At 67.7% G+C, this 12206-nt stretch carries 11 protein-coding genes; 1 reads left to right on the forward strand and 10 read right to left on the reverse strand.

Annotated features, from left to right (window positions below; translation table 11 throughout):
* The first annotated feature begins 58 nt into the window (after positions 1-58).
* Complete coding sequence (gene gss / locus H6844_06820; GenBank protein ID MCB9929108.1) at positions 59-2005, forward strand: bifunctional glutathionylspermidine amidase/synthase; 1947 nt, start codon at positions 59-61, stop codon at positions 2003-2005.
* 175 nt (positions 2006-2180) lie between these two features.
* Here the strand turns inward: gss and H6844_06825 are convergent, their stop codons facing one another.
* From H6844_06825 to ccoN, 10 genes are all read right to left on the reverse strand, one after another.
* Positions 2181-2963 carry an NAD(P)-dependent oxidoreductase gene (locus H6844_06825; GenBank protein MCB9929109.1) on the reverse strand — a complete coding sequence of 261 codons (783 nt, stop codon included), beginning with the start codon at positions 2961-2963 and terminating at the stop codon, positions 2181-2183.
* Between the two features lie 127 nt (positions 2964-3090).
* Positions 3091-3969: an MBL fold metallo-hydrolase gene (locus tag H6844_06830; GenBank protein MCB9929110.1), complete on the reverse strand. Its 879-nt coding sequence runs from the start codon at positions 3967-3969 to the stop codon at positions 3091-3093.
* A gap of 182 nt (positions 3970-4151) precedes the next feature.
* Entirely contained in the window at positions 4152-4313 is a 162-nt protein-coding gene (gene ccoS, locus H6844_06835; GenBank protein MCB9929111.1) for a cbb3-type cytochrome oxidase assembly protein CcoS, read from the reverse strand.
* On the reverse strand, positions 4301-6463 hold the full coding sequence (gene cadA, locus H6844_06840; protein ID MCB9929112.1) for a cadmium-translocating P-type ATPase: 2163 nt from the start codon (positions 6461-6463) through the stop codon (positions 4301-4303). The genes ccoS and cadA overlap by 13 nt, the downstream gene beginning before the upstream one ends.
* Entirely contained in the window at positions 6451-6924 is a 474-nt protein-coding gene (locus H6844_06845; GenBank protein MCB9929113.1) for a FixH family protein, read from the reverse strand. The genes cadA and H6844_06845 overlap by 13 nt, the downstream gene beginning before the upstream one ends.
* 2 nt (positions 6925-6926) lie before the next feature.
* The gene (gene ccoG, locus H6844_06850; GenBank protein ID MCB9929114.1) at positions 6927-8432 is read right to left on the reverse strand and encodes a cytochrome c oxidase accessory protein CcoG; all 1506 of its coding nucleotides are present in this window, start codon (positions 8430-8432) and stop codon (positions 6927-6929) included.
* Positions 8433-8596: 164 nt separating this feature from the next.
* Positions 8597-9457, reverse strand: coding sequence for a cytochrome-c oxidase, cbb3-type subunit III (gene ccoP, locus H6844_06855; GenBank protein ID MCB9929115.1), 861 nt, complete (start codon positions 9455-9457; stop codon positions 8597-8599).
* 1 nt (position 9458) lies between these two features.
* Positions 9459-9647 carry a cbb3-type cytochrome c oxidase subunit 3 gene (locus tag H6844_06860; GenBank protein ID MCB9929116.1) on the reverse strand — a complete coding sequence of 63 codons (189 nt, stop codon included), beginning with the start codon at positions 9645-9647 and terminating at the stop codon, positions 9459-9461.
* A gap of 19 nt (positions 9648-9666) precedes the next feature.
* Positions 9667-10395 (reverse strand): cytochrome-c oxidase, cbb3-type subunit II, encoded by a 729-nt coding sequence (gene ccoO / locus H6844_06865; protein MCB9929117.1) that lies wholly within the window; start codon positions 10393-10395, stop codon positions 9667-9669.
* A 6-nt stretch (positions 10396-10401) separates the two neighbouring features.
* Complete coding sequence (ccoN, locus tag H6844_06870; protein ID MCB9929118.1) at positions 10402-12066, reverse strand: cytochrome-c oxidase, cbb3-type subunit I; 1665 nt, start codon at positions 12064-12066, stop codon at positions 10402-10404.
* Between the last annotated feature and the right edge of the window lie 140 nt (positions 12067-12206).

Raw genomic sequence — 12206 nt, forward strand, 5'->3', positions numbered from 1 at the left:
TTGACGCGCGCGGGGACGGGCCTATGTACGGCCCGATTCCGGAGTATCCCGCTGGCGCATGGGCGCCGGGACCGTCGGGCTCCGGCCATGGACGTTTCACGCCTTGGACCATCATCACGGGCTGAAGCCCGCCCCTTTCGGCACCGTGCTCGGCTATGGTCCGGGCGGCGTGCCGGTCTATTCCTCCGACTATGCCAGTGCCGACGAGCGCCGGTTCCCGAACCGGCAGGCCTATCGCAGCACGGCGGACGGCGTCTATCTCGGCCACAAATGGCAGTGCGTGGAGCTGGCGCGGCGCTGGCTCTACCAGACCCGCGGCTATGTCTTCGAGGACATCGCCATGGCCTATGACATTTTCCGCCTGCGCCAGGTGCGCGTGGTGGCCGACGGCTCGCTGCTGCCGCTGCAATCCTTCCGCAACGGCGCGAAACGGCCGCCGGAGCCGGGCGCACTGCTGATCTGGGACGAAGGCGGCGAGTTCGAGGTCACCGGCCATGTCGCCGTCGTCACCGAGGTGGGCGCGACCTGGGTCCGCTGCATCGAACAGAATGTCGAGGACATTGTCTGGCCGGCGGGCCAGACCTGGTCGCGGCAATTGCCGCTGCACCGCACGGCCGACGGCGGCTGGCAGGTCGCCTGTACCTTTCCGAACGGCATCATTCTTGGCTGGGTGATCCAGACCGACGACGCCACCCACGCCGAACGGGTTCTGGAGGACGAGCCCGCCCTGTTTCGGATCCAGCGCCGGGCTCTCGCCGGTCCGTCGTCGGCGCCGGCGGAGTGGCTCGACACCGCCGACCCGATGCAGGCGACCTATGTCCGCGCCTATGGCGGCCATACGCTTTCGGACGATCCGGCCGACATGGGGGCCTATTACGCCATCAGCGAGACGGCGCTGCGCGAGGTGCGGCGGGCGGCGAACGAACTGCACCGCATGTTCCTGCACGCCACCAACCATGTGCTGGAGAATGAGGCGCTGCTCGAGCGGTTCAACCTGCCGCCGGCGCTCCGGCCGCGGTTGCGCCAGTCCTGGGCGAACCGGCGCAACCACATGATCACCGGCCGGTTCGACTTCGCGCTGCGTCCCGACGGCCTGAAGGCCTATGAGTACAACGCCGATTCCGCGTCCTGCTACATGGAGTCCGGCTTTTTGTTCCAGCGCTGGGCCCACGCCTTCGGCTGTACCGCCGGCCGGGACCCGGCCGACGGGCTGCACGCGGCCCTGGTCGAAGCCTGGCGCGAGAGCGGGGTTCCCGGCCTGCTGCACATCATGCGCGACGACGACCCGGAGGAATCCTACCACGCCCTGTTCATGCGCCGCGCCATCGAGGAAGCGGGCATCCGCTGCAAGCTCGTGCGCGGCACCGCCGGCCTGCAATGGGGCGAGGGCGGGCGCGTGCTGGATGCGGACGGCGAGCCGATCCTCTGGGTCTGGAAGACCTGGGCCTGGGAAACCGCGCTCGACCAGATCCGCCACGACCTGGACGACGACGCGGAGAATTTGCGCCTCTCCCGCACCATCGACCGCGCCACCCAGAAGCCGCGCCTGGTCGACGTGCTGCTGCGCGAAGAGGTGATGGTGTTCGAGCCGCTCTGGACGCTGGTGACCAGCAACAAGGCCATCCTCCCGGTGGTGAAGCAGATGTTTCCATCCAGCCGCTTCCTGCTCGACACGCGGTTCGAGCTGGCCGACGATCTGCGCGAGCGCGGCTATGCCGCCAAGCCGATTGTCGGCCGCTGCGGCGCCAATATCGCCCTCTACAACCGCCGCGAGGACCTGATGGCGGAGACCGCCGGCCAATTCGACGACCGCGACACCATCTATCAGGAACTGTTCCGGCTGCCGCAGGTGGACGGCCGCAACGCCCAGATCCAGGCCTTCACCGTGGCGGGCCATTACGCCGGCGCCGGCATCCGCATGGACCGCTCGCTGATCATCACCACCGACAGCGACCTGCTGCCGCTGCGCGTGCTGCCGGACGAGGACTTCCTGACCGGCGCCTGATCCGCGCCCGCTTTCGCGAGCTTTCCCGGACGGCGCATCGCGCCGATCCGGGACCTCCGCCCGAGCCTGTCTCCACCGCCGGAGTGCCCACGCGGCCGGAGATCCCGGCTCGGGCTCCGGCGCCTTCGGGCCCCGCGCCCGGCCGGGACAGAGGGGAAAGCGGCGTAAGACGCCCTCAGCGGGCCGAGACGAACGTGCCGCCTTGGTAGATCTCGGCGGGGTCGTCCGGGTCCGCGGGCGGCTCGGCGGCCAGCACCTCGGCCGCGTGGTCCTCGGCGCAGTCCTGCGGCTTGTAGCCGAGCCGGTAGGCGTTCGCGTTGTCGTAAAAGGTCCGGTCGTTGTCCGAGACGCCGAACACGATCTCATAGCGAATGTCGGGATGCTCCAGGCCGATGCGGCAGAGCTGGGCCATGTCGCGCGGGCTGATCCAGATCGAGAGCCGCCGCTTGTCCACCGGCTGCTCCGCCACATTGCCGATGCGCATCATGAACACGCCCAGCCCGTGTTTCATCGCATAGAGTGCGCCGATGGCCTCGCCGAACGCCTTGGAGACGCCATAGCGGCTGTCCGGCAGCACTTTCAGGTCCGGGTTCACCCGCTGGTCGCGCCGGTAATAGCCGACCGCGTGGTTGGAGGTGGCGAAACACACCCGCTTCACCCCCTGGACGCGCGCCGCCTCGAACAGGTTGTAGACGCCGTCGATATTCTTGGCGCGGATGTCCTCCCAGTCGGTCTCCATGCCCTGGCCGGCGAAGTGCAGCACGCCGTCCACCCCCTCGCAGGCCGCCGTGAATGCCGCAAGGTCGGTGATGTCGAGTGGCTGCCAGGTCTCGCCGGGGCCGAGATCGCCCACGGGCCGCACATCGGCCAGGATCAGTTCCGGATAGACGCCCGCCAGCTCGCGCCGCAGAAAACTGCCGACGGAGCCGGCCGCGCCGGTCATGAGGACTCGTTGCATGGAAGGTCTCCCGCCCGGGTTGCGGTAATCCCCTCACCCTAAGGCTTTGGCCCGGCGGCGGAAAGGGAAAGGCGCAACGGGGCTGACGGGGTTCGGCATCTCGGCGGGTCGCCTCACGTCTCCCGACTCAGTCCCGCTTGTAGCGATAGAAGAATCGCTCCTGCCCGTCCGCCGTCACCAGCCCGGCGGTGGGCGCGGCGAAGTGGATCGGCAGGATCAGAGTCGGCGTGTCCGCGACCGCGGCGAGGAAATTCCGCCGCGATGCGATCCCCTGCTCAGGGTTCCAGTCCGGCGCGGCGGCCCAGCTGGGTTCCCGGCACTGGATCGGGTGGTGCATCATGTCGCCCGTCACCACCGCCCGGTGCCCCTGCGAATGCAGGTTCACGCAGCAATGGTGCGGCGAGTGGCCGGGGGTGGGCGTCAGCGTCACCAGATCGTCCAGCGCATAGTCGTCGTCGACCAGCAGCGCCTGGCCGGCCTCGACGATGGGCAGGCAGTTGAAGCGGAAAATGCAGCCATAGGGGTCGCGGCCCGCCTTGTATTCCTCCTCCCACACCGCGTATTCGGCCTTGTGGAAGATGTATTTGGCGTTGGGGAAGGTCGGGACCCAGCGGCCGTCCTTCAGCGTCGTGTTCCAGCCGGTGTGGTCCACGTGCAGGTGGGTGCAGAACACATAGTCCACGTCCTCGAAGCCGATGCCGAGGCGCAGGAACTCGTTGCGCCAGCGCTCCTTGCCGGGGAAGTCGAAGGGCGCCGGCAGGTCCTTGTGCTCGCCGGTGCAGGTGTCGACCAGAATGGTGTGGTGCGGCGTGCGCACGACGAAGGTCTGGTAGGTCATGACCAGCAGGCCGGTGGCGGCGTCGAATACCTCCGGGTCCATGGTGGGCAGGTGGGCGTCGAACACGGCCTGGTCGAAGGCGGGGAAGAAGTCGGCGGGTTTGCGCCACGGTCCCTCGCGCTCGATGATCGCGTCGATGGTGATGGCGCCGAGCCGGATTTGCCGCATGGTGGGAGGTCCTCCTGAAGGTCTGCCCGCAGTCTAGCCAGCGCGTCGCCCCTGCGCCAATGGGGCTCGAACCGGGCCGCGACCGGCGGACTCTTTTCCAGTTGGCTCGCCACCCCATCTTCCCAGTCCCCGCTTGCGCGGGAGATGGGGCCGGAGAGGGGGCAATCGGTACCGAAAGCGCCCTACAAATGCGGGCGCTTGTCCTGCGGGTCGTCGTACAGGATGCGCTCGGCCGCGCCCTCCAGGTCGTCGTACTGGCCGTTGTTCAGGCTCCAGAGGAAGGCGCCGAGGCCGGCCGCGCCCAGCAGCAGCGCCAGCGGGATCAACAGGATCAGGACGTCCATGGGCGGGGCCTCCAGCGCAGGCGCAGCGCGTTGAGCGTGACCAGGATCGACGAGGTCGACATGGCGATGGCGGCCAGCAACGGCGTCACATAGCCGGCCATGGCGAGCGGGATGCTGATGGCGTTGTAGACCGCGGCGAGGGCAAAATTCTCGAACACCAGTTCGCGCGCGGCCCGCGCCACCCGCAACGCCTCCGGCAAGGCCGCCAGCGAGTCGCCCTGGAACACCATGTCGGCGGCGGTCTGGGAAATGTCCGCCGCGGAGGACGGCGACAGCGAGGCATGGGCGGCGGCCAGCGCCGGCGCGTCGTTCAAGCCGTCGCCAACCATCAGCACGCGGGCGCCGCCGGCCTTCCAGGCGTCCAGCCGGGCGATCTTGTCCTTGGGGCTGAGCCCGCCCTCGGCCTCGTCCAGGGCCAGGGCACCAGCGGTGCGGGCCACCGTCGCCGGCCGGTCACCGGAGAGCAGGGCGGTCGGCATGTGATGGGCGTGCAGGTCCTGCACCACCGACGCCGCATCCGGCCGCAGCGTGTCGGCGAAGCGCAGGGCCAGGGCAGGGGCGTCCGGGCGGGTCAGGTAGACCGTGGTCTCGTCGCCGCCGTCGTCGGCCAGCCCGACCCAGGCGGCCGAGCCCAGGCGCCGGTCGCCGGCGGCGATGCCGGCGCCGGGCGTCTCTTCCGCCGCTTCCGCCGCGGCCACCGGCCCAAGCCGCGCTTCGGCCGCCCGCACGATGGCGCGGGAGAGCGGGTGGCGGCTGACCGCGGCCAGGCCGGCCGCCGCGCGCAAATCGTCGTCGCTGAGGCTTTCGGGCGCCAGCAGGCTGGGCTCGCCGAGCGTGAGCGTGCCGGTCTTGTCGAACACGACCCGGTCGACCTCGGCAAAGCGTTCGAGCGCGGCGCCGTTCTTCACCAGAATGCCGCGGCGGAACAGTCGCCCGCTCGCCACCACCTGCACCGCCGGCACGGCCAGGCCGAGCGCGCAGGGGCAGGTGATGATGAGCACGGCGATGGCGGTGATCAGCGCCTGCTCGACGCCGGCGCCGGCCAGCAGCCAGCCGACGAAGGTTATGGCGCCCAGCCCGTGCACCAGCGGCGCATAGACCTTGGCCGCCCGGTCGGCGAGGCGCACGAAGCGGTTGCGGGTCTGCTGCGCGTTCTCCATCAGCCGGGCGATGTCGGCCAGCAGCGAGTCGTCGGCCATGGCGATGGCGCGCAATTCCACGGCCGGGCCAAGATTGACGCAGCCGGCATAGACGGTGTCGCCCGCGCCGGCGCGCCGCGGCAGCGACTCGCCGGTGATCAGGCTGGTGTCGATCTGCGTCGCGCCCGCCAGCACCACGCCGTCGACGGGCACTTTCTCGCCGCTCGCCACCAGCACCCGGTCGCCGACCGCGACATCGCTGGAGCGCACGCGGCTGTGGGCGCCGGTCTCGGGCTCGACCCTTGTGGCCTCGGTCGCGGCGAAGGCCAGCAGGTTGCCGGCGGCCTCCCGCGCCTTGCCGCGCACCTGCGCGTCCAGATAGCGGCCGATCAGCAGGAAGAACAGCAGCGAGACCGCGGCGTCGAAATAGACCTCGTCCGCGCCGACCGCGGTCTGCCACAGGCTCATGCCGGTGGCCAGCAGCACCGCCAGCGAGATCGGCACGTCCATGTTGACCCGCCAGACCTTCACCGCGCTCCAGGCCGAGCGGAAGAAGGGCCGGCCGGCATAGGCCACCGCCGGCAGGGCGATCGCGGCGGCGATCCAGTGGAAGATCTGCCGGGTTTCCGCCGTCATGTCCTGCACCAGCCCGGCCCAGACCGCCACCATCAGCAGCATGATGTTGGCGGCGGCGAAGCCGGCGACGCCCAGGCAGCGCAGCAGGAATTTCAGGTCCTCGTCCGCCGCGGCCAGGCCGCCGTCGAAGCGCGCGGCCTGGAAGCCGGCCCGGGCGAGGCTCTTGATGACGCCCGGCACGTCGATGGCGGCGGGGTCGAAGCGCACGCGCACGCGCTTGGTGGTCAGGTTCGCCCGCGCCTCGGCAATGCCGGGCGTCTCGCCCAGCGCGCGCTCGATGCCGCGGACGCAGCCGCCGCAATGCATGTTGGAGACGGAGAGAACCGTCTCGTCGAACGCGGCGGCGGTAGTGGAGTTTAAGGTTATGGTACCCATAGGCGTGCGGTCACCTTGAACGGGGGGGCATCCGCCGATCCGGCCGGATGCGCGTCGGCCGCCAGATCCCAGACACCGGAGTCGAGCGTGCCGGCATCTGCCACATATAGGCCGCGGCCGAAGCCCTGAAAGGTGAGGGACCGGTCCTCGGCATCGGTCGAGGGGCGACCGATGCGCCCGCCGATCGTCAGGCCCTCGACCGGCTTGCCGTCGGCGTCGGTCACGGTCAGGCGCACATTCTGCCCGTCCATCTCGGCCCTGGCGTGCCAGCCGGTCGCCTCCTGGGCGCGATAAGCCCGGAGCGTCTGGTTATAGGCCACGCCCTTGCGGTACGGGTCCTCGGTTGAAAGGCCGGAGAAGGTGCTGGTGGCGAAATAGACGAAGGCGCTATTCACCGCCAGCATCACCCCGAAAAACGCGATCAGGCCCAGCAGGACATGGGTTCCGGTGATTGGCCGCATGGCTATCGTCCTTCCGGCAGGCGGAATGTCGTGCTGTTGCGCGACGTCCGGTCCGACTGGGTATCGTGCGCGACGATGGCGAAATCCAGGACGTCCTCGCCCGCGGCCATGGCCTTGCGGGTGGCCTCCGGCGACAGAACCACGAAGGCGCGCAGGCTTTGCAGGTCGTCCACCGGCACCTCGACCGTGCCACTGTCGTGCCCCTGCAGGACGAGCTGGCCGCCCTCCAGCCCATCCAGCGTCAGGACGACATGCATGGAGTCATGCTCCTTGTTCAGGATGCGCAGCGTGTAGCCGTTGCGGACGCCGCCGTCGGACAGGCGGACGAACAGCGGGTTGCGGTCGCGCAGCACGTTCACGTCCAGTTCGGTGCGCATCAGCAGGGCGGTCAGCATGATCAGGCCGACCACGGCGATCAGGCCCGCATAGATCAGGGTGCGCGGGCGCAGCGGCCGGAAGCGGTGGTTTTCGCCCTTCGCGGCGGCGCTGAGGCCCTGGAACGAGTCGTAGGCGATCAGGTTGCCGGGCCGGTTGATCTTGGTCATGACGTCGTTGCAGGCGTCGATGCAGAGCGCGCAGTTGATGCATTCGAGTTGCGCGCCGTCGCGGATGTCGATGCCCATCGGGCAGACGACGACGCATTGCTTGCAGTCGATGCAGTCGCCGCGATTGTCCCAGGATTCGCCCTTGCGGTAGTGGCTGCGCGGCTCGCCGCGCCAGCCGCGATACGAGACCATCAGGCTCTCGTCGTCGAGCATGGCGCCCTGGATGCGCGGCCAGGGGCACATATAGGTGCAGACCTGCTCGCGCGCGAGCCCGCCCAGCAGATAGGTGGTGGCGGTCAGGACGCCGATGGTGGTGTAGGCGACGATCGGGGCCTGGCCGGTGACAAGGTCGACCATCAGGGTGGGCGCATCGCCGAAATAGAACACCCAGGCGCCGCCGGTCAGCAAGGCCACCAGCAGCCAGAGCGCATGCTTGATCACGCGCTTCGCCAGTTTCGAGCCGCTCATGGGCAGCTTGTCGAGAACGATGCGGCGGCCACGGTCGCCTTCGACCAGGCGCTCGATCATGATCATCAGGTCGGTCCAGACCGTCTGCGGGCACATATACCCGCACCACACCCGCCCGGCCAGCGCGGTCATCAGGAACAGGACCAGCGCCGCCAGCACCAGCAGGCCGGTGACGAAATAGAATTCCTGCGGCCAGATCTCCAGGAAGAAAAAGAAGAACCGGGTGTTGGCGAAATCGATCAAAACCGCCTGGTCCGGCAGGTTCGGGCCGCGGTCCCAGCGGATCCACGGCGTCAGGTAATAGATGGCGAGGGTCACGCCCATCACCGCCCATTTGATCCGGCGCCAGTGGCCGTGCACCAGCTTCGGGTGGATCTTGACCCGTTCGGCATAAAGGGTCTCGCGGGTCGCCTTGGCATTGACCGCCTCGACGTCGGCGCGTTCGACGACGGTTCCCGTCTCGGTGATGGTCCCGGTATCGGCCATGTCGTTCATGGGCCAGCCTCGATGTGGACGTTCGGCCTGGGTGCGAGCCTCGAAAGCCGGGCGCGCCAGTGGGAAAGGACACAATCCCCGACCGGCACCGTCGCCCCGTCCCTCGCAAACGAGAGGACGGGGCGGGGGGCGGCCCGGTCGGGGAGCGACTCACACATGGGGGGTTACTGGCCGCCGCCCAACGAGTGGACGTAAACGGCAAGCTGTTTGATCGTGACCGGGTCGAGCCGGTGTTCCCATGTCGGCATCACGCCCTTGCGGCCGTTGGTGACGGTCTGGCGGATCGTATTCCGATCGCCGCCATAGAGCCAGATCGCGTCGGTCAGGTTGGGCGCGCCCAGTTCCTGATTGCCGACGCCGCCCTCGCCATGACAGGCGACGCAATTGTCTGTGAAGATCTGCTTGCCGCGTTCCGCCGCCGCCGCGTCGTGATCCTGGTGCGAGATGTCCAGAACATACTCGGTCACGTCGTTGATCTGGTCGCGGTTCAGGATCTGGTCGCGGCCGAACGCCATCATGTCGTTCAGGCGGGTGTTGTCGCTGGTCGAGCGGATGCCATAGCGGATGGTCGTGTGGATCGCATCCAGCGAACCGCCCCACAGCCAGTCGTCATCGTTCAGGTTGGGGTAGCCGGTGAAGCCCTGGGCGCCGGTGCCGTGACAGGGCGCGCAGTTGTCGCCGAAGGCGGCCTTGCCGCCGGCGACCGCGAACTGGAACAGTTCCGGGGTTTTCTCGATCGTGGTCAGATCGGCCGAGGCGATCTGCTGGCGCCATTGGCTCTGGGCCTCCTGCGCCTTGGCCAGATCCGCCGCGACCGTCTGGCGCTGCGAATAGCCCAGCACGCCCTTGGTGTAGCCGCCCACCAGCGGCCAGGCCGGATAGAGCACGAAATAGACCAGCGCCCACAGAATGCAGGCATACCAAACCATCAGCCACCATCGCGGCAGCGGCCGGTTCAGTTCCTCGATCCCGTCCCATTCGTGGCCGGTGGTCTGGAAGCCGGTGACGTCGTCGGTGCGGTTCATATCAGCCACAGCAGCCTCCGCGGGAAAGTTTGGTGTCGTCGGTATCGTCGTTCAGGGGGATGTTCGCGGCGTGATCGAATTTCGACCGGTTCTTCGGCCAGAGCGCATAGACCAGCACCCCGACGAAGAGGCCGACGAAGATCAGCAGCCCCAGCGTGCCGCTGATGGCGCGGACGGCCTCGTATTCCATTTCCATGGGCTCGCTCCCCCTACCGCGCGTTCGCGTTGGCGTCGTAGTCGGCGAACTTGACCAGGGTGCCCAGCATTTGCAGATAGGCCACCAGGGCATCCATCTCGGTCAGCCGCTGCGGATCGCCGTCGAAGGCGCGGACATTTGCGCCCGGATAGCGCTCCTCCAACCCGCCGACGCCGTCGGCGTCCGGGTTGGCCTGGGCTTCCAGATCGGCCTTGGCGTTGGCGATCATGGCGTCGTCGTAAGGCACGCCGACGGTCCGGTTCGCCTCCAGGTGCTGGGCGATCAGGCGCTCGTCCAGCTTGCGTTCGGCCAGCCAGGGGAAGCCCGGCATGATGGATTCCGGCACCACCGCGCGCGGGTTTTTCAGGTGCAGCACATGCCATTCGTCGGAATACTTGCCGCCGACCCGCGCCAGGTCGGGCCCGGTGCGCTTCGAACCCCACTGGAACGGATGGTCGTACATGCTCTCGGCCGCCAGGCTGTAGTGGCCGTAGCGCTCGACCTCGTCGCGCAGGGCGCGGATCATCTGGCTGTGGCAGGTATAGCAGCCCTCGCGCACATAGATGTCGCGGCCGGCCAGTTCCAGCGGCGTGTAGGGGCGCATGCCCTCCACCTTCTCGATCGTGCTTTTCAGGTAGAACAGGGGCACGATCTCGACCAGGCCGCCAATGGCCACGACCAGCAGCACGCAGAGCGTCAGGACGAGCGAATTCCGCTCGAGGAATGCGTGTTTCTCGAACATCTTCGCTTACTCCGCCGGCGTGCTGGCAAGTTGCGGTGCGGGGGTGAGGACGGTCTCGCTCTGGCGGACGTCGCCGCGGGCCGTGCGCCACAGATTGTAGCACATGATCAGCGCGCCCAGCAGGAACAGCGCGCCGCCGAAGGCGCGGATCACATACATCGGGTGCATGGCTTCCACAGTTTCGACGAAGCTGTATTCCAGGAAGCCCAGGCTGTCATAGGCGCGCCACATCAGGCCCTGCATGATGCCGGAAACCCACATGGACGAGATGTAGAGCACGATGCCGATGGTGGCGGTCCAGAAGTGCCATTCGACCAGTGCCGCCGAATACAGGCGCTCGCGCTTCCACAGCCACGGCACCAGGCAATAGACCGCGCCGAAGCTGACAAAGCCGACCCAGCCGAGCGCGCCGGAATGAACGTGGCCGATGGTCCAGTCGGTGTAGTGGCTGAGCGCGTTCACCGACTTGATGCTCATCAGCGGCCCTTCGAACGTGCTCATGCCGTAGAACGCCACCGAGACCACCAGCATGCGGACCACCGGATCGGTGCGCAGCTTGTCCCAGGCGCCCGACAGCGTCATCAGGCCGTTGATCATGCCGCCCCAGGACGGCATCCACAGCATCACGCTGAACGCCATGCCCAGCGTCTGCGCCCAGTCGGGCAGGGCGGTGTAGTGCAGGTGGTGCGGGCCGGCCCAGATATAGATGAAGATCAGCGCCCAGAAGTGGACGATGGACAGGCGGTAGGAATAGATCGGCCGGTTCACCGCCTTCGGCACGAAATAGTACATGATCGCCAGGAAGCCGGCGGTCAGGAAGAAGCCCACCGCGTTGTGGCCGTACCACCACTGGATCATCGCGTCCTGGACGCCGCTCCACGCGATATAGCTTTTCGAGCCGGTCCACGAGACCGGCACCGTCACGTTGTTGACGATGTGCAGCATCGCAATGGTGACGATGAAGGCCAGATAGAACCAGTTGGCCACATAGATGTGCGGTTCGCGCCGTTTCATCAGCGTGGCCAGGAACACCAGCAGATAGGTCACCCAGACGATGGTGAGCCAGAGATCGGCATACCATTCGGGCTCGGCGTATTCCTTGCTCTGGGTGACGCCGAACAGATAGCCGGTGCCGGCGATGACGATGAACAGGTTGTAGCCCCAGAACACGAACCACGGCGCCCAGTTGCCGGCCAGCCGCGTGCGGCAGGTGCGCTGGACGACATAGAAGGACGTGCCGATCAGCACGTTGCCGCCGAACGCGAAAATCACCGCCGAGGTGTGCAGCGGGCGCAGGCGCGAGAAGGTCGTATAGGGCCAGTCGAAGTTCAGGGCCGGGAAGGCGAGCTGCCAGGCGATGGTGTCGCCGACCAGGAAGCCGGCCACGCCCCAGAACATGGTGGCGATGACGAACGCCTTGATCACTGTCTCGTTATAGGCGGTGCCGTCCGGCGCGGTGCGACGCCCGGCGGAAATCTCGGACGCGTTGTTGGCGATGTAGATCGCGCCAACGACACACGCCGCGACCATCAGCCAGGCGTGAAACTCAAAAATGCCGTCGGTTGCCCTTGCGGCGAGAAAGAGCCCGATCAGGGCTCCGAGTACGAGCCCGATCCCGGCGATGATGTCCGAGAATTCGCGCCCGGCAGGTGTTCGCGCGGCCGATGCCATCTGCGCCTCCACTGGCTTGAAACGATCCGGCCCGACAGTATTCCGGTGTTGCCGGCTGACGGTTGACCTAAATCAAGAGCACACGACACCTTTGGTCGCAAGACTTTGGCATCACGATGGATCGTGCGACTCGCCGCCGG

The sequence above is a fragment of the Alphaproteobacteria bacterium genome (assembly GCA_020638555.1).
Taxonomy (GTDB): Bacteria; Pseudomonadota; Alphaproteobacteria; order Bin95; family Bin95; genus JACKII01.

Coding starts and splice junctions, on each gene's coding strand:
- gss (MCB9929108.1), top strand. CDS start 59: ATGGGCGCCGGGACCGTCGGGCTCCGGCCATGGACGTTTCACGCCTTG.
- H6844_06825 (MCB9929109.1), bottom strand. CDS start 2,963: ATGCAACGAGTCCTCATGACCGGCGCGGCCGGCTCCGTCGGCAGTTTT.
- H6844_06830 (MCB9929110.1), bottom strand. CDS start 3,969: ATGCGGCAAATCCGGCTCGGCGCCATCACCATCGACGCGATCATCGAG.
- ccoS (MCB9929111.1), bottom strand. CDS start 4,313: ATGGACGTCCTGATCCTGTTGATCCCGCTGGCGCTGCTGCTGGGCGCG.
- cadA (MCB9929112.1), bottom strand. CDS start 6,463: ATGGGTACCATAACCTTAAACTCCACTACCGCCGCCGCGTTCGACGAG.
- H6844_06845 (MCB9929113.1), bottom strand. CDS start 6,924: ATGCGGCCAATCACCGGAACCCATGTCCTGCTGGGCCTGATCGCGTTT.
- ccoG (MCB9929114.1), bottom strand. CDS start 8,432: ATGAACGACATGGCCGATACCGGGACCATCACCGAGACGGGAACCGTC.
- ccoP (MCB9929115.1), bottom strand. CDS start 9,457: ATGAACCGCACCGACGACGTCACCGGCTTCCAGACCACCGGCCACGAA.
- H6844_06860 (MCB9929116.1), bottom strand. CDS start 9,647: ATGGAATACGAGGCCGTCCGCGCCATCAGCGGCACGCTGGGGCTGCTG.
- ccoO (MCB9929117.1), bottom strand. CDS start 10,395: ATGTTCGAGAAACACGCATTCCTCGAGCGGAATTCGCTCGTCCTGACG.
- ccoN (MCB9929118.1), bottom strand. CDS start 12,066: ATGGCATCGGCCGCGCGAACACCTGCCGGGCGCGAATTCTCGGACATC.